Annotated in this window: 15 protein-coding genes and 1 tRNA gene; 4 read left to right on the top strand and 12 right to left on the bottom strand. The window is 41.6% G+C overall.

The window, feature by feature from the left end; translation table 11 throughout:
- Positions 1-48 precede the first annotated feature (48 nt).
- On the bottom strand, positions 49-441 hold the full coding sequence (locus OU683_RS04915; protein WP_268135836.1) for a ribosomal maturation YjgA family protein: 393 nt from the start codon (positions 439-441) through the stop codon (positions 49-51).
- Between the two features lie 18 nt (positions 442-459).
- The gene (locus OU683_RS04920) at positions 460-873 is read right to left on the bottom strand and encodes a BLUF domain-containing protein (protein WP_268135838.1); all 414 of its coding nucleotides are present in this window, start codon (positions 871-873) and stop codon (positions 460-462) included.
- A gap of 291 nt (positions 874-1,164) precedes the next feature.
- Here OU683_RS04920 and OU683_RS04925 point away from each other — a divergent pair, with 291 nt between their 5' ends.
- Positions 1,165-3,633, top strand: coding sequence for a DUF5916 domain-containing protein (locus OU683_RS04925; RefSeq protein WP_268135840.1), 2,469 nt, complete (start codon positions 1,165-1,167; stop codon positions 3,631-3,633).
- Positions 3,634-3,760: 127 nt separating this feature from the next.
- On the opposite strand, the gene OU683_RS04930 is transcribed toward OU683_RS04925, so the two are convergent.
- From OU683_RS04930 to OU683_RS04945, 4 genes are all read right to left on the bottom strand, one after another.
- A complete protein-coding gene (locus OU683_RS04930) occupies positions 3,761-5,107 on the bottom strand; it encodes an OprD family outer membrane porin (protein ID WP_268135842.1) in 1,347 nt (448 codons plus the stop codon).
- Positions 5,107-6,159, bottom strand: a complete 1,053-nt coding sequence (locus OU683_RS04935; RefSeq protein WP_268135844.1) for a c-type cytochrome — start codon at positions 6,157-6,159, stop codon at positions 5,107-5,109. Before OU683_RS04935 ends, OU683_RS04930 begins: the two co-directional genes overlap by 1 nt.
- 270 nt (positions 6,160-6,429) lie before the next feature.
- Positions 6,430-7,113: an aspartate/glutamate racemase family protein gene (locus OU683_RS04940; RefSeq protein WP_268135846.1), complete on the bottom strand. Its 684-nt coding sequence runs from the start codon at positions 7,111-7,113 to the stop codon at positions 6,430-6,432.
- Between the two features lie 234 nt (positions 7,114-7,347).
- Positions 7,348-8,883 (bottom strand): thrombospondin type 3 repeat-containing protein, encoded by a 1,536-nt coding sequence (locus OU683_RS04945; RefSeq protein ID WP_268135848.1) that lies wholly within the window; start codon positions 8,881-8,883, stop codon positions 7,348-7,350.
- A gap of 681 nt (positions 8,884-9,564) precedes the next feature.
- Here OU683_RS04945 and OU683_RS04950 point away from each other — a divergent pair.
- Positions 9,565-9,801, top strand: a complete 237-nt coding sequence (locus OU683_RS04950) for a hypothetical protein (protein WP_268135850.1) — start codon at positions 9,565-9,567, stop codon at positions 9,799-9,801.
- Between the two features lie 10 nt (positions 9,802-9,811).
- Here OU683_RS04950 and OU683_RS04955 read toward each other — a convergent pair whose 3' ends face one another.
- From OU683_RS04955 to mce, 3 genes are all read right to left on the bottom strand, one after another.
- Complete coding sequence (locus tag OU683_RS04955) at positions 9,812-11,041, bottom strand: PIN-like domain-containing protein (protein WP_268135851.1); 1,230 nt, start codon at positions 11,039-11,041, stop codon at positions 9,812-9,814.
- Between the two features lie 265 nt (positions 11,042-11,306).
- Positions 11,307-11,380 (bottom strand) — tRNA-Ile (locus OU683_RS04960).
- 82 nt (positions 11,381-11,462) lie between these two features.
- Positions 11,463-11,912, bottom strand: coding sequence for a methylmalonyl-CoA epimerase (mce, locus tag OU683_RS04965; protein ID WP_268135852.1), 450 nt, complete (start codon positions 11,910-11,912; stop codon positions 11,463-11,465).
- A 163-nt stretch (positions 11,913-12,075) separates the two neighbouring features.
- Between mce and rbfA the strand changes: the two genes are divergently transcribed.
- Together rbfA and OU683_RS04975 are read left to right on the top strand one after the other, a co-directional pair.
- Positions 12,076-12,468 (top strand): 30S ribosome-binding factor RbfA, encoded by a 393-nt coding sequence (gene rbfA / locus OU683_RS04970; RefSeq protein ID WP_228913829.1) that lies wholly within the window; start codon positions 12,076-12,078, stop codon positions 12,466-12,468.
- A 3-nt stretch (positions 12,469-12,471) separates the two neighbouring features.
- The gene (locus OU683_RS04975) at positions 12,472-13,671 is read left to right on the top strand and encodes an ABC transporter permease (protein WP_268135855.1); all 1,200 of its coding nucleotides are present in this window, start codon (positions 12,472-12,474) and stop codon (positions 13,669-13,671) included.
- A gap of 50 nt (positions 13,672-13,721) precedes the next feature.
- Here OU683_RS04975 and OU683_RS04980 read toward each other — a convergent pair whose 3' ends face one another.
- From OU683_RS04980 to OU683_RS04990, 3 genes are all read right to left on the bottom strand, one after another.
- Positions 13,722-14,294 carry an outer membrane beta-barrel protein gene (locus OU683_RS04980; protein ID WP_268135857.1) on the bottom strand — a complete coding sequence of 191 codons (573 nt, stop codon included), beginning with the start codon at positions 14,292-14,294 and terminating at the stop codon, positions 13,722-13,724.
- Positions 14,295-14,564: 270 nt separating this feature from the next.
- Positions 14,565-15,557: a tRNA dihydrouridine synthase DusB gene (dusB, locus tag OU683_RS04985; RefSeq protein WP_268135859.1), complete on the bottom strand. Its 993-nt coding sequence runs from the start codon at positions 15,555-15,557 to the stop codon at positions 14,565-14,567.
- An 88-nt stretch (positions 15,558-15,645) separates the two neighbouring features.
- On the bottom strand, positions 15,646-16,854 hold the full coding sequence (locus OU683_RS04990; RefSeq protein WP_268135861.1) for a YaiO family outer membrane beta-barrel protein: 1,209 nt from the start codon (positions 16,852-16,854) through the stop codon (positions 15,646-15,648).
- Positions 16,855-16,858 lie beyond the last annotated feature (4 nt).

Below are 16,858 nucleotides of genomic sequence, written 5' to 3' on the forward strand. Positions count from 1 at the left end.
TATAAATTTTTTAAACTGAAAGCTCCCGTTTAATAGCGGGGGCTTTTTTTATGCTGAAGTTTTTCTGCTTCGGAAGGATAAAGATCTCCATTTCTCTATTCCGAAGATTGTAAAAGCTCCCAGCGTGTACAGCAACATATCGAGCCATTCAAAATGATTCCCCATAACGGCCGAAATAATTTTATTGTCCTGCATTCCCAGCAAACCGATCAACTTTAAGTACTGCGAACATTCCACGGCAAATGCAAAAAGAAGCACTCCTAAAATGGCATTTTTGACAGGTAATCTAAAAAAGCTTTTAAGCAAACAATAGAGAAAGATTACCACCAGGAAATCACCACCGTAAGGCCTTATAATAGAATCCTGAACAAAGGCAGCGATAAAGACTTCTACAAAAAATAGAATGACGGCCGCAAAGAAATATTTTAGGTCGAATTGCACCCCGGGAAGGTAAGAAACTTATAAACTGCGGGTATCAATAAAAGAATCCAGGATTTCCCTTATTTGTTGCTGCGTTTGAGGATCCATGCCTTTCACAGATTCGCAGTATTTTCTTATCAAATAAGGCCTGGAGAAGCCGGGTGCTTTAAGATGTTCTACAACGTAATCATCCAAAGAACCCCGTGAAACATCTTTCCCCATCACCTGGATGACGTTTGTATGCCGGGGATCATCTATGATCCTATAGTACAAAGCCAAAACCTTTACTTTCTCTCCTTCAAGGACCTGAAAAAAATGCCCTTCAGAAAACAGCAAAATTCCTTTAATTTCTCTATTGCTGTTCTTCTCCCGCCATTCGGCCAAAAGGTTCTCAATTTCCTGGTTATTAAATTCTGAAGTGGCGGTGCTTATATAGCAAATGGCATGTTGCATGGAGACTCTGTGGGATTTACAGTTAATTTCAGGTCCATAATTTACAAAAGTATGGCTGTATCAAGTCCTAAGATTATTGTAAATCTGGTGTGTGGACCCATTGTGCATGGTTATTCCTTCAAGAGGTTCAAAAAACCCATGCCTGATTCCCTAAAACCCTCACCACTTTAAAATGGCATTTTTCAGGGAAATTTTCCAACAACCCTTTAAAAACTCCGGAAATAATCAGGAAAAATCTGGATTAAACTGCAACAAGTTCGTTTTTTTGTGGTCTTTAGTTAAAACCCATCAATGAAATCATTTTTTACGGCCTTTTTCCTGTTTTGGAGCTTCTCTACCATCGCACAGGAAAAAGACAGCATTCCACGAAAACAGATCAAAATAGCCAGAATCCAGGAAACGCCAAGGATTGATGGGAAATTAGATGATGTTGCCTGGAAAAATGCTGCCGTAGCTACCAATTTTGTAGAGCGCCAACCCAATAACGGAAGGCCAATCCCCGACAGTCTTGCGACAAGAGTAAAAGTGGTTTATGATGATCTTGGGATCTATTTTGGAGCCGAAATGCTGGACCCCGATCCTTCAGAAATAAGAAAAGAGCTTACCGAAAGGGATGATATAGGTAATGATGACTTCTTTTTTATCCTGCTCAATGGTTATAATGATCGACAGCAAAGCATGCAGTTCATTGTGACTGCTGCCGGGGTGCAGTATGACGCGAAGATGACCAACGGGAATGAAGATTCTTCCTGGAATGCCATTTGGTACAGCGGTGTTGACCTAAACGGCCGCGGCTGGACAGCCGAAATCTTCATCCCTTATTCTGAACTGCGATTCCCCGAAAAAGATATTCAGGAATGGGGTTTACAAATGGAAAGGGAATTTAAGCGCAGTGGCACCCGGTACAGCTGGAGCCCAATCAACACTGCCAAAGGTTCTTTTTCCATTTACGACGGCGAGATCCACGGGATAGAGAATATTCAAACCCCTACCCGACTCTCGGTGCAGCCATATATTTCTACTTACCTCAATAATTACGACGGCGAAACCACCACGCGCTTTAATGGCGGAATGGACCTAAAATACGGGATCAATGACGCCTTTACGCTGGACATGATCCTGGTGCCCGATTTTGGCCAGACCAGATTTGATGAATCTGTGCTGAATCTTTCGGCTTTTGAGGTGCAATATGATGAGCAGCGGCCATTCTTCACCGAAGGAACTGAACTTTTCACCAAAGGAGATCTCTTCTATTCCCGAAGGGTTGGAGGTGTTCCTTTTGGAGATGTAGAACTTTCCGAAGAAGAAGAGATCGAAAATTTCCCTGCTTCCGTAGATTTGATTAATGCTTTAAAAGTTTCGGGACGTACAGATGGTGGCCTGGGAATTGGATTTTTTAATGCCATAACCGAAAAGACCTATGTGAAGGTGAAAAATATTGAAACAGGGGAGTCACGCCGTGAGCTCATCGAGCCTGTCACCAATTACAACATCCTGGTGCTGGACCAGCGATACGGCGATAATTCCTCAATTTCGCTTGTCAATACCAATACTACACGCGAAGGCCATTTTAGGGATGCCAATGCCACAGGGCTCTACCTGGACCACACTAACCAAAACAATACTTACAAATTCTTTACGGAAATTGAAGGCAGCTGGGTCATGGAAGACGAAACAAAGTCGGGACTCGAGGCCCAGGGAGGATTCTCCAAAATAAGCGGGAAGAACAGGATCGACCTTAATGCCCAGATGCGTACAAAAGATTATGACATCAATGACCTGGGCTACTCCAGCGCCACTAATTACATGAAATACCAGGGGCTCTACCAGCGTCGGCTACTACAGCCTAAAGGTTTTCTCAACAACATGTACCTTAATTTTGTGGCCGTACACGAACGCCGCCTGGAACCAGATCTCCACAGCAGATTAGTCCTGAATTTCAACTCCAGTTTTACCACTAAACAATTTTTCAATTTTGGAGGGGGTTTTGAATCCACTCCTATTGGCACCAACGATATTTATGAACCACGGGTGGATGGCATGTATTTCACTATCCCCACCTATTACGACCAGTGGTTGTGGTTTAATACAGATTTTAGGAAGAAGCTGGTAGTAGAAGCGGTAGCCGACTGGTATAAGTACGATGAACGAGGTCGTGGAGATCTTATTTTTGATTTTAGCCCGCGGTACAGGTTTTCAGATAAATTTAAAGTGCAGCTGTCTACCAACGTAAGACTTTCAGATAAAGAGGAGGGATATGTGGATTCTATGGAGGATGATATCCTGTTTGGGCAACGGGACCGTAATACCATTGTGAATTCTTTGGGGGCAAACTATATCTTCAACAATAAAATGGGCCTTAACCTGGCCTTTAGACATTATTATTCTGAAGTCTTTTATACCGAATTCTATACCCTGCAAAATGACGGGGAATTGAGCTACTACGGCCCTCTCAACAACAAGTACAATACTACCTACAACAGCTGGAATGTAGATTTGCGCTTTTCCTGGTGGTTTGCTCCGGGAAGCCAAATGACGCTCCTGTACCGCAATGCTACCGACAGTTACATCGAGCGTTCGCACATAAATATTGGTGATAATTTTAAAAATCTTTTTGACCGGCCCCAGGTCAACAGCCTCTCCCTTCGGGTTTCCTATTACCTGGATTACAACCGCGTAAAAAGCTGGTTCAAATCATCGGGCAATCCCGCAGGGGAGCAGGTTGGTATGAGTTACCTGGACTCCAAAATGAGGTTCTAGCAAGAGATTTTTGAAAATATTTTTTCTGAAATTTCCAATTACTAAAAGATATAACAAGGTTGCTCAAGGGTGACCTTGTTTGCTTTCATACCTCTTTCCCAAATGCTCTATAAGCACCTTTTCTGTTTCAAAAGTTATAGTTCAGGATGAGGTCGATATGGAGCAGGTCGGTTTTGTTGAAGTAGAAGTTAGGATTATCGGGGAAGTCACCATTGGCAAATTTGCCTACCAGTAAAAGCTCTGGTTTCAGGTTCTTCCATTTTTCGAAATTGAAGAACAAATCAAGATTTACCTGGGTATAATCGGGCACGGCGTACTTGTTGAGCCTGGCATCTATCACCGAAGGTTTCCAATGGTGCCCAACACTCAGGATGCTATGTATATTTGTTTTTAAACCCTTAAGCGGAAGGAGGGTATTGTAGTAAGCTACCAGTGCATGATTGTCGGCAGAGCCTTCACTGCGCTCCCTTTTTTGAAAACTGAACAGGAATTCCCTGCCCCATTCCCTTGGGAAAATGAACTGCCCGTGAGGCAGAATATAATCATAGGAAAGCGAAAAAGAAGATTGGTTCCATTTATAATTGAACTGAGCTCCAAGCACGTCTGAAGAATTTTCCCTGTAGTACCGCAATTCTTCCAAAGCATTCCCGCCATTTCCAACCTGCTCCTGGTGCAACCACTCCAGTTCCAGGGAAAACCGGTTATTTACTTCCCATTTAGGGTTGAGATAAGAGGTGTTGAATACATTATCTACATAATAATTCCAGAGATCGATATTTAGTTTCTCAATCCCGTTGAAATTAGCATGGGCGGTGATAAGAAAATTTGATTCTGTATTTTCTGAATATTGATTGGGTTCGCCATCCCAGTTCCTCCCGGTGGCGTAGGAGCCAATGCTCTCTCCAATATTATAGAAGCCCCCGGTTGAGCGCGGCGCAATCTCATTAAAGATACCGGCTTCAAAAATGGCATTTTTGGAAGGTTTTGCGGAGTAATGAAATCCCTGAACAAAGGTGGGGATCATCCTGCCGTCCTGCGGATTGATAAGAGGGGATACAAATTTCATCCTTCCGAGTTTTAGCTCATGTTCTTTTAGTTTATAGCGGGCAAAGAGCTCCCCCGCTACAAACAGGAATTTCTGGTCGAGGTCAATCCGGTTAAAAAGGCCTTCTTCGTAGCGGCTTAATTTTCCGGTAATGGGGTCGGGAATGCTTAGATCCTGAATCCAGGTATTTATTGATGCATAAAGGGCACCCGTCACGGAGAATTCCGGCGTGATTTTATAAGAGTATTTTAAATGTCCTCCTGTAGCAAGCGCAGTAAAATCCTTTAATTCTTCTTTGTTGAATGTATTCATGTAATAGCTTCGCCACTGTCCCGAAAAATTTCCTTTTGCAGGAACCGTAAGGCTATCCTGAGAAAATAGCAGGATTGGCATTAAAAAGAACAGGAGTACAGAAAACTTTTTCAGCATTATTTATTTTTCTTGATCCCGTATTCCTCCAGGTAGAATGCGGCGATAGGAGGATAAGGGCCATATTTATGCTGTTCTGCCGGGAAATCATCTGCCCATGGCCCATAAGGAGTAGACATGGGTTTCAGTTTAAGATCGGGATAATCTTCCTCCAGATTTGCCTTTTCGGGCCGGGCGAAACTGTTGATATATCCTGCTACATGGAAGGATTCCTCATCGGTCAATTTTGGATTGTCCCAGGTAGCCTGTCCAAAAGGCATATTCCCTTTAATAAACTCGGCAGCTGTGATCACCCGGTTCATTCCGGCGCCGTTATTATAAGAGTCGTCCCCCCATAGAGGTGGATACGTGTAAGAACCGTCAGGCTTTTTAATACCCTGCCCGTCCTGCCCGTGACACACCATGCATTCTTTGGTATAAATGGCCTCACCCCTCTCAAGATCTACTGCGACTTCGGGGATCTCAAGATTTACATAGCCTTTGTACATTTTTTCTTTCTCCTCCGGAAGATCCTCTCCCAGCCAGGACATATACGCGATTATTGCCTGCATGGGTTCTGAGTCCACCGGCATTTTTTCACCATTCATACTGCGCTGCATACAACCGTTAATGCGGTCTTCCATAGTTCCTATAGCATTCGATCTCCCCCTGAACTGAGGAAAGCGATCCACAACTCCTACCCATGAACCAGAACCGGGTTTGGTACCCAACTCAAGGTGGCAGTTGGTACAGGAAAGGTTATTCCCGGCATAACGCATACCTTCTTCTGCAGCAGGACCCATATATTTTGAGCTTTCGGCTACGAGATGATATCCATATTCTACTTTTTCATCCATTTCGCCCGATTCAAGGGCTGCCAGCACATCTTTTGGAGCCCATTCTCCAACTTCTTCTTCCTTTTCGGCAACAGCAACCTCCTGCTCATTTTCAAAGCTGAACAGGGAAGGATTGACCGAATAAAGGTACACTCCGGCAAATACGACCACAATAAGGGCGATCACTGCGCCAAAGGTGTAGAACAAATGGGTGGCGAGGGTTCTAATTTTTTCCATACTTCAAAATTTACAATTCCAACGGTCTCTGGAGACAAAACATTCATCCATAAAAGCCGAATCTGTAAACCTAAAGGAAACATCGAGACCCCTATGTAACCATTGTTACAGACGCTTTTGCTGAAAATTATATTTAACTATAGAAGGTAGGTTTAAAACTGAAATCCCGGAATGACAAAAGTCATCCATTAAAAAAAATCGTGAAGGGAGAAAATGGAGCACCTTTTCTGTTTGCACAGGTACAGACGGGGTTTATACCTTCACAAATTCTTACCCGCCCAGGATAAAATCTGCAGCCATTTTCGCGTGAAGCTGGGTGGTAGCGATCATTGGCAGGTTAAAATCTGAAGCATCCAGGAGCATTGGCAATTCGGTACAACCCAGGATGATCCCGTCTGCTCCTTTTGCTTTGAGCATCTCCATTTGCTCCCGGAAAAAGGTTTTTGCCTCCGGGGTAAAGATTCCCCGGGTGAGTTCGACAGAAACATAATGGTGGTTTTGATCTATATATTGAGCATCGGGAATTATGGTGTTGATTTCGTAGTGCTCCTTTAAATACTTTGGGATAAAATCTCCAGTCATGGTAGGTCGGTTACCGAGTAGGCCGAGGGTTTTAAGGCCTTTATCGCGGGCTTCTTTTCCTATGGCATCGGCGATATGCAAAATTGGAATTCCGATTTTTGGCTGCACAAAATCAAATACCATATGCGGAGTATTGGCACATATCACCAGCGCTTCGGCACCCGCATTTTGTAGGGTATGCGCGATTTCCAGATACTTATTGTTGATCTTCTCCTTATTCTGCTCCCGCATGAGCTCAATATTAAGGCTGTAAATGAGCAACTCGGGATTTGCCTGAGTACCGATCTTTTCCCCTACCATTTCATTGATAAGCCTGTAATAAACAATGGTGGAATGCCAGGAAGTGCCGCCTATTAACCCAATTTTTTTCATCTCGCCAGGTTTTAAGTTTTCCTGAAGTTAATACATTTCCCGGAGAGCAAATGTTACATTGGTAACACTGGAAGAACCTGTTTAACAACCTGTTATTGAGGTATTAGATCTCCCCAGACACCGGAATTTCAAGCCTCAGCCCAGCCCGACCGAAAAGCAAAAACCCCGCCATTGGCGGGGTTTTTTGTTTACGTCCCGGTTTACCCGGGAAAGTTAAATAGTTTGAACCTAAAATTAATCTGCATTAGTACCACACACTTCTGCGTGTACTATGATATATAGAGGTCCAGATCCAACAGTGAAAGTATCTGTACCCAGATCAAACTGTCCCGGTGCACGTTTTTCCGGCCAGTTAGTTCCTACATAAATGTGGGATTCATTAAGGCTTACACCTTCATATAGATCAAAATCTACATCAAGGGTATCTCCATTACGAGTGATCACAATGTGACCTGCTTCCCAACCTTTTGTGGTATCATTTTGTCCAGCTGCAGCGTGGAATGGAAATCTCCAAACTCCGTCACCTTCATAATATTCATTATCAAATGCATCTTCATCCAGAACCAGACCCCAACCCCAGTTATTACCGTTGTAAATGCCAAGTTCGTTAAGTTCATTATCTCCAACCATGTAAGCGGTTTCACAACCTTCACCTACTCCATTGTCTTCACCATTACCGGTTGTACCGTTTTCATTTCCGCTACCGTTACCGTTGTCTTCATTGTCACAGGCGTTACCTATACCGTCATTATCTGAGTCTTCCTGACCCGGGTTGTACATGTTAGGACAGTTGTCATTGGCGTCCTGTACCCCGTCATCGTCAGCATCATTTGCCGGTACTTCTCCGTCACATCCAAATCTTAAATGCTCATAGTTAACATTGTTATTACCGTCAAAGTTAGCTTTAACCTCATTTCTACTAAGGCTTCCGGTGATCACAGTGTTTTCCTGAGCATCATAAACTCCGTCAGAATCAAGAAGAGTGACCTTGTAATCTAAATATTCGACATCATCTTCAAATCTTGCAAGATCGGGTAGAGCAAAACAAATAGGATCGGCATAATTATCTCCAAAGGTGTTGACACCTACATTATTGATGTTCTCTTCAGCTTCATAAATAACTTTACCGTCAACAGAGAATTCAACAGAATATCTTGCAGGATAGTGTTTACCCTCAGGGGTACAATAATTTGCGAAGAAACAGAATTCAAAGGCTTTCGTTGTATTGAATTCAAAGAACTGGTAACCATATTGATTTACATCCCTGTCATCGTAACAGATCACAGACACATCAACATACTTTTTCACTCCCGCACCTAAATTAATAGTTAATGGAAGTGGAGTATCTACATACTCGGCAAGGACTCCTCCCTTTGGTGCTATCCAGGTTAGATCCCCCTGGGCATCATAAACAGCAAAATGTTCGAGAGAATATTCGCCCGGCACAAGTTCTAAAGAAGCATCTTCTTCTGTGAATACCTGCCCCGTTACAAGATCTACTCTGTAGGGAGCGTCTTCCCCAAGAATGTACTTATCTCCCTGCATCAATACGATCTCTACATAAGATGGAGTAGCATTTGAACATTCAGGAAGGTCACCAATATCAAATTGCTTGTTGGTGGAATTGTTTACAAGATCTTCCACAATAGCCCCAAATGACAGGGTAGATTTTTCGTTGGTGGAATCCACCTCAGGTTCATCCTTACTACAGGAGGTGAACAGTAGCGCGAATACAGAAAGAAACGCTAAGTAATTTTTGAAATTTTTCATTGTTTTGAAAAGGTTTTGATTATAAAATTGAATGGTTAATAAATCCAGTTTTTAAGGATTTCTTGTTGGACAAAGATATCTTTACATGTCTATGCTGAATCCCAAACTTTTGCCATATAAATCTGTCTTTCAAAAAGTTAAAAGCCACAAATTCCTACAAATTATCTTACTATTAACAGAAATATCCGGTCATACATCTTTTGTATGGAAATTTTTGAAGGAAAAACTTTATGAGTTTTGAGTGTTCTTTAATTTGTCATGGCAGAAGGGAAGGTTTCGGGTTAAAAAGCTTGTGCAATTTACCCTACTTAGTTAAGCAGGATTCTGGCTAAGCTTTGTTACTCTGACTTCCTTAAATAAGTTGAAGATGAAGAAGCTGTGAATATTCTAAGAAAGTTTCTTGATAATGCTAAAAAGAAAAGCAAGGATTTTGAATGTGTCTGGATAGCAGAAAAGCAGACAAAGAATGATGCTTTTAAAGGGAACGTTCACTTTAATATGATTACCAACAAATATTGGAAAGTAGAAAAGTGGTGGAACTATTGGATAGAACTTCAGATTAAGAATAGAATAAAACCTAGAAAGGAAGATTTTAAACCTTCCTCAGCTTTTGACGTTTAGCAATAAAATTAAGTAATATTAGATCTATAGCTTCATATGTTACTAAGTACGTAACAAAAAATGATGCAAAGTTTAAATGCCAGGTTTGGAATTGTTCTAAGCGTTTCAGAGCTTTACACCGACTTTTATACTACTATAGAGTTCACAGATCAATTCAAGCGTTTAAATGCCATCCTAAAAGAGTTTGAAGTAAAAGATCACAGAGACCAAACCTTTCTAAAAATTAAGATGATCAACCTGAATCGGAAGACTCTTCCTCTATATAAAAGATTAGATGAGAAAAATAGAGCTATCTAAGGATCACATTTTACTCATTGTCTGCTCCATCATCTTTCTCTTCATTGTTTAAACGGAGGAACCATTTCTTCTTCTTTTCATTAAAGTAGAACATATTATTTTCAATTTCCTCCTCAATTCTACTTTGCTCTTCTCTTAAGTTTAGCAAATGTCCCTCTAAGCCCTGAATATACTCTAATTTTTGATTTGGATCGTTTTGAGCTTCTTCCTTCAAACTTTCTGTTTTTGAAATTTGATCCATAAGCCGTAGCCATTTATAACGAAGAAACTTTTGCTTATTGTGAAAAGTTTTCTGGTTTACATCATTTTCATCAAGATAATTTTTGCTTAAATGTTTCGCTTGGTTTTCTCTTAATCTCTTTAACCTAATGATTTTCTCCATATCGGAGCGTTTCATCTCTTTTATTTCTTCTACAGCTTCTTTGTTAATGTTTTCACTGAGATATTGCTGTCCATAACTAAGAAATCTTTCTGAGGAATACATATGGAATTCAACCTTGGCTATATTATAGATTTCTTCAGTTAACTCCTGTCTCGGACCTGTTTTTCTGCCATCTTTTAATTTCCACCACCAGTCACCTTTCCGTTCATCAGTAATAAAAATAATATTCCTTTTTTCTTTTTTAGCCTTATCTATTATTTGATTCCAGATGATGAGATCACCAAATTTCTCTACTCCTTTTTTGTCTTTTGCATCTTCGTAGCCTGGAGGTATTTTATTTTCAAATCTCACTTCTCCCTGAGAGAATATTTCTTTTAATTGCTTTTGATCATACTGACCTGAAATTTTGTCTTTAAAAAGGCGTGAAATAGACTCATAAACAGGATCATCTTTAAGAAAAGATTGATAAGATTTAATACTGCTATTTACTTCAGAATCAACTTTCTCAAAAACTTTATTCAAAGATTTATGTAGATCGTCACTCAAGAAGGGTGGCTTACTATTTGACTGTAAGTCTGATTTAATTTTCTCAATTCTAGATATAAAGTCCTTATATGCTTTTTCCTGATCAATAATTACCTCATATCTATTCTTATTATATTCTAACGCGGATTGATGAGGCAACCATATTCTTTCATCAAACTTACCAATCAGATCTAATAAGATGGTTCTAGTACGCTCAGAATATCGGTATAAATTTAGGAGTACATTGGCATCAAAACATATTATACAACTATCCCAAATATTTTTTATTTCAGCTTCAGATTTTTTATAGTAGCCCGGAAAAATTTCTTTCATAATAATGTATTACTCTTCAAATGTATCATTTTAGATTTAATAAGATAAAGTCATTAGAAATTCTCTTAACTCATCGTCCCCTCATTCGTCCCCTGCAATAAAAAAAGCCCCACAAACGTACTGTTTATAGGGCTTTACAAGCATTAAAAGTGGTTCCGCCCGGCCTTCCCTCGACTTCGCCTGGAAAAGGCTGCGCTCGGGACAGGCTTCTCGTCCTGGTGAGCAGAAACAAAAAATCCCCGCCAAAAGGCGAGGATTAAAGATGTGGTCCCACCTGGACTCGAACCAGGGACCACCTGATTATGAGTCAGGTGCTCTAACCAGCTGAGCTATAGGACCGGCTCATTGGTGTTATGAGGGCGCAAATTTAGATATTTGTGCAATATCTGACAAGCATTTCAAAAATATATTTTTTGCAAGCTTACAAATCCTCCCACACCGCATCTCCAATGGGGACGGTCTCCTCCTCATCCTTAATCTCTTCACATAATTCCACCAGCACCCCGTTAGCCGATTTGGGATGTAGGAAAGCCACCAGCTTATTATCGGCTCCTTTTTTTGCGCGTTGGGAAATAAGCTCAAATCCCTCCTCTTTGAGGCGCTTTATTTCGGCTTTGATATCGTCTACTTCAAAGGCTATGTGGTGAATTCCCTCCCCTCTTTTAGCAAGGAATTTTGCAATTGCACTATCTTCCGAAGTGGCCGCCAGCAATTCAATCTTACTGTCCCCGGTTTTAAAGAAAGAGGTCTCCACCCCTTCACTTTTTACTTTTTCACTCTTGTAACTTTCGGTTTGCAGCAGTTTGGCGTATAATTCATTCGCTGCCTCCAGGTCTTTAACTGCGATACCAATGTGTTCTATCTTTTTCATCTTCAAATATTCGTTTGTTTTTTAAATTAAATTTCCGGGGCCACAGTGCAGCTCCGGAAATTTCAAGGTTTAAAGATAAATACCCGAAAACGTTTAGGAGCAAAACCAAAAGCAATTAACGTAGATTTTAAGATTTGAGCGGTAAATGTTCTACTTTTGTACCATGGAAACTAACAGACAGAAAAAAATAGGAGGCGTATTACAGAAGGATCTGGCCGATGTATTACAGTCTCATTTGAGGGATGCAGGAAGAACAGGAATTTTGATCTCTGTTTCAAAAGTAAAAGTGACTACAGATCTTTCACAGGCAAAAGCCTACCTAAGCATCTTTCCCGCGAAAAATGGACAGGATATTTTAAAGGAGCTTAACCTGCTTAAGCCCAAGATAAAACATGAGCTCGCCCAGCGCACCAAAAACCAGTTGCGAAGAATGCCCAACCTGGATTTTTACATCGATGATTCCCTTGATTACATTGAGAACATCGAAAAATCCATCAAAGGTGAAGACAATCCAATTGAACAGCCCGATTTGCTCTCGAAGCGGAAAAAATCTTAAGGCTTGAAATTCCCCTTTTACATAGCCCGCAGGTATTTGTTCTCCAAAAGCAGCAACAATGCCATCAATATCATCACCATCATTGCGGCGCTGGGGGTTTTTGCAGGAGCCTTTGCTCTGTTTATCGTGCTTTCGGGCTTTACCGGGCTCAAAGATTTCAGCCTTTCCTTTTCAAATGAATATGATCCCGATCTAAAGGTGCTTCCGGCAACGGGAAAGACTTTTAATTTTTCTGCGGAAGAAAATGAGAAGCTGAAAAATATCGAGGGAATTTCAGTTTTTTCAGAAGTAATTGAAGAACGTGTCTTTCTTGATTTTAGATCCAAGAATAAAACCGCCTACATCAAAGGCGTGGATGAGAATTTCCTGAAGGTGAACAAACTCGACAGCGCTATTGGGATGGGCGGCTGGTTTCATCCCGAAGAAGCCCAGGTGGTGATTGGGAATACAATTTCCCACGAGCTTAACCTCGGCACTTTCGATTACATGAGTCTGCTGGAGATCATGGTTCCCCGCCCGGGAAAAGGACAGATCCTAGATCCCACTCAGGCCTTTAATTCCAAGAGAACAATAGTTTCGGGCATTTACAGCATTAATGAAGAACTGGATGGTAAATATGTTTTTGCTTCTATTGGATTTGCAAGAGATTTGCTTAACCTTAAACCCGATGAGATCACCGGTCTTGAATTAAAACTAAAACCGGGTGCCGATCCCGAAACGGTAAAATCTGCCGTTCAATTGGTCATTAATGATGAGGTAGAAATAAAGAACAGGGCACAACTCAATGACGCCCTTTACAAAATGCTGAATACCGAGAACCTCGCCGTGTACCTCATCTTCACACTGGTCCTTATTATTGCTCTTTTTAATGTTGTGGGTTCCATCATCATGGTCATCCTTGACAAACGGGACAATATTAAAACCCTTCACAGCCTGGGCGCTACCCCGGGACAGATCAAGAATATCTTTTTTGCACAGGGGGTTTTTATGACCCTGCTGGGTGGAAGTGTAGGTTTGTTATTTTCTATTGCGCTGGTCTATTTACAGCTGCAGTATGACCTGGTAATGATCACCCCCAGCCTTCCGTATCCTGTAGCGATCACCTGGAAAAATATTGTGGTTGTTTTGGTGACGATCTCTATTCTGGGAACTATTGCCTCTTATATTGCTGCAAGCCGAAGTAAAAAAGCCCTTAGGGCATAATGGTTTTGGATAAAAACCACCTGGCCTAAGAGCTCCCAAAAAATGCATTTTTAGAACTTCATTGCAAATCCAAGTCCAAAACTAATGTACTGCAGGTCCATATCGGCCTCAATTTGACCGAAGTCTGCTGTAGCCGAAAGCGACCTGTAGATCACCTGTGGCCTTAGATCAAAGTTGTTTCCAAGGTCGAACACAAGGCCACCCATGATCTCAAATCCCAGTTCGTGACCGGAATCTGCTGTAATATCTCCCGAAGAATCTTCGACTTCAAAGTGTTTATAGATCCCGCCTACGCCAACGAGGTATGACATTGAATTTCTAATAGGATGAATGTATTTTAATCCGAAGGAATATCCGGTTTCATCAACTTCAAGATCTCCAATTTCATTTTCATCGTCTACTCCAAAATTGTTCCAGCCCCATCCCGCATATACACCTAGATGTTGCATAAAATTGTACGACAACATGGTTTCAAATCCAAAGCCTGTTTCAAGGTCGATAACATCGGGCTGCTGGTTAGGAAAGTTCACTTGTGGACGCACTTCCACAGCCCATTTTTCCTGTGCTGTCATTTGAAAGGACAGCAGCAGCAAGAAGACGAATAACATGACAGATTTTTTCATGACCTACTTTTTTAATTAAGGGGGGAAGAATTGCCTTTGAGGACCTTCGAAAGACAATAGATCCCACTGTAAAGGTTTAGCATTAAGGGACAAAGCTACAACCCACAGAAGGTTTTTATCATGACATTTGTCAACTGGAACTAATAAAATGTGCAGATAACAGCCTGTTTTTCAATAAAAAGGTAGCAGAAAGCCTGGCATCATTAGAGTGGCACCAAAAAAAATAAACAAGTAAAAATGCTTTTTTTAAAACCTTTGTTGATCCAGATCTTAAACAAACTGGTACCCGGAAAATTCCTTTTCCACCTCATCAAAGGCAGCAAAGACATCGGCGGCATCATCGCTGGTCACCATCTTTTGCCGGTACTCCTTAAAATGTGGAATCCCTTTAAAGTAGTTTGTGTAATGCCTCCTGGTTTCAAAAACCCCCAGCTTCTCCCCTTTCCAGTCAATAGCCATTTGCAGGTGGCGGCGGGCAGCATCAAGGCGCTCTTCCATAGTGGGAGGGGCAAGATGCTCTCCTGTTTGGAAGAAATGCTTCACTTCTCTAAAGAACCACGGGTAACCTATACTGGCACGACCTATCATAGCTCCGTCAAGGCCATACCTGTCACGCATCTCCACAGCCCTTTCGGGCGTGTCTACGTCCCCGTTTCCGAAAATTGGGATATGCATACGTGGATTGTTCCTAACCTCGGCAATTGGCGCCCAGTTAGCTTCTCCTTTATACATCTGTACCCTGGTTCGGCCGTGAATGGAAATGGCACTTGCTCCTACGTCCTGCAACCTTTCGGCTACTTCTACAATTTTGATGGAATCCTGGTCCCAACCTAACCGGGTTTTGACAGTTACAGGTAAGTTCGTATGCTTTACCATGGCTTCGGTAAGGGAAACCATTAAAGGAATATCTTTTAAAATCCCCGCGCCTGCCCCTTTTGAAACGACCTTTTTCACAGGGCAGCCAAAGTTGATATCAATAATATCCGGACCCGATTTTTCTACAATTTCCACCGACTGCAGCATGGACTCCAGGTTGGCTCCAAAGATCTGGATCCCAACCGGTCTCTCCTTTTCGTAGATATCGAGCTTCATGACGCTTTTTGCAGCATCGCGAATAAGCCCTTCACTGGAAATGAATTCGGTATACACCACATCGGCGCCCTGTTCCTTGCACAATGCACGAAACGGCGGGTCACTCACATCTTCCATTGGTGCCAGCAACAATGGAAATTCTCCTACATCTATGTTTCCTATTTTGGCCAAAGCAACTGTTTTTCAGGCTGCAAAAATAATGAAATTAATTCAGTTCAGGAATGTGTTGAATAGAAAGCCCGGGAAACGAAAAAGTATTTTAAAACTTATACCTGTATGATAGGTTTGCTGTAACCTGGTAACCCTTCTCCTTTTTGGGAAGGTCTTCGTAGAGTATTCCCCCACCTATAGAAATAATATGATGGATCCCCAAGGATTTATTCATCCCCGCAGAGAAATATGCTGCCTCCAGGGTTGGATTCTCCTGTGCAAGGGTATAAAGCGTTGTATCATCGGGAGAAATTCCGCTCCCTAACCTGGCAAAAATGTAATTTTCTGAGGTGCTTAAATAGTACCTTACATTGAACTGGTAATTTTGAACCAGATCCTCAAACCTTTGTGGCCCTACAAAAGCCCTGGCATTCATATAAAATTTCCCTGTATAAGCAGTTAATCCTGCAATGGCAGTCAAATAGCCGTTATCATTGTAAAATAAACTTCGAAACCCTGCTTCGGCTTCAAAGAAGGAGGCAAAATTGTAGAAAATGGAAGCACTGGTTCTATAATCGGGAAATATGCTTCCATTAGATACACCTACATTGGCGAATGCGTATAATTTATCTGAAAATACAGGATATGCTTCAACTTCATAAAGATTGCCGTTGCTATGGGATCTATCTGAATAAGTGAGCCTTCCAATAAGAGCCATTTTTGAAAAATTGTGTTGGTACTCAGCGCTCAGGGAATACCACGGATTGCTTCGTGAATAATCTTCACTAAAAGAAATGTACTGGCCCGTTACCTGCACCGCATTCTTCACGGTAAGGTTCATAATTTGATTTAAGTCGTAGAGCTGCCCTCCACTTAGAGATTTCGTCCTGTAGAGCTCCAGTGCAATTTTTCTCGCTTCCTCCGGTCTTTCCAAAAGGAGCAGGAATTGAGCCCGGGCAATATCCAGTTCGGTATCTCCGGGATAGATTTTCAACAAGTAATTCACAAATTCAAGTGCTTCTAAATGAGTTAACTGGTAAAGCCGTTGCATGGAAAGCGATTTCACACCTTCATAATGCGGGGCTTTACTTAGTAAATATTCCAAATCTACACCAGACTGTGCAAATTGCTGCAGGGCGTATTTATTTCGCACCTGCAGCACTCTTATATCATGATAATCTGGTGCCAAATTAAGCCCGGTGGAGGTGAGTTCAAGGGATTTACTGTATTTACCGTCCCGGTATTCGTATAATGCCTCCCGGTATAATTTATCAACATCAACTTCCTGGCAGAATCCTGAAAATTGAGTTAGGAACATCAGT

This window comes from Salinimicrobium sp. TH3, assembly GCF_026676115.1.
Lineage (GTDB): Bacteria > Bacteroidota > Bacteroidia > Flavobacteriales > Flavobacteriaceae > Salinimicrobium.